The sequence below is a fragment of the Pseudomonas typographi genome, assembly GCF_014694385.1.
GTDB classification, from domain to species: Bacteria; Pseudomonadota; Gammaproteobacteria; order Pseudomonadales; family Pseudomonadaceae; genus Aquipseudomonas; species Aquipseudomonas typographi.
In genome coordinates this window covers 1-559 of record NZ_JAAOCA010000131.1, presented here as the reverse complement: position 1 = coordinate 559, position 559 = coordinate 1, and the positions used below count along the sequence as shown (strand labels likewise).

Genomic DNA, 559 nt, shown 5'->3' with positions numbered 1-559 from the left:
GCGATATTGGCCACTTCATACCAGTTGCCGTCAGGACCAAGGAAGGCATCGCCCACCCGGCTGTTCGCCGCGAAGTCGGTACCGGTGCCGGTCACCGTAGTGGAATTTTGCGTGCACGAAACCGTGCCCGATCTGTACCAGGGCATATTTACTCCAATAGGGTTTTTTAGCGGGGTTAATTACAGGCCGGTAACGTCAACCATTAGATAACAGGCTGTACCGCCCCCGCCGCTGTACGACACTGCGCCGGTTATTGCGTAGTATATTTGTAACGTGCTGAGAACCAGAGTATTCGCCGAGGTAAACTTTGCAACGCTGCCTTCCATTGAAACGTTGTAAGTTGTACTAGGACCAACAGCACCGCTTGGGTCTTCCCATCCTACATATTGCAGCAGCGCCATATAGTTCTGCACTACCGCATAGGTCTTTCCAGCATCCCCGGTGAGCGTGACATTAGAACCGATGAGGGCACCGCTGGTATCTTGGTATATCTGCGTCGGATTTAGATACGGATACAGCGCGTCGAAAACTAGGCTGCCTGTCGCGTTGAATACCTGCA

Annotated in this window: 1 protein-coding gene and 1 pseudogene; both read right to left on the bottom strand. The window is 52.8% G+C overall.

Annotated features, from left to right (window positions below):
• Positions 1 to 146, bottom strand: a pseudogene (locus HAQ05_RS28940) (phage tail protein); the annotation flags it as partial.
• A 33-nt stretch (positions 147 to 179) separates the two neighbouring features.
• On the bottom strand, positions 180 to 559 hold a 380-nt coding region (locus HAQ05_RS28045), incomplete at its 5' end, for a hypothetical protein (RefSeq protein ID WP_190427683.1).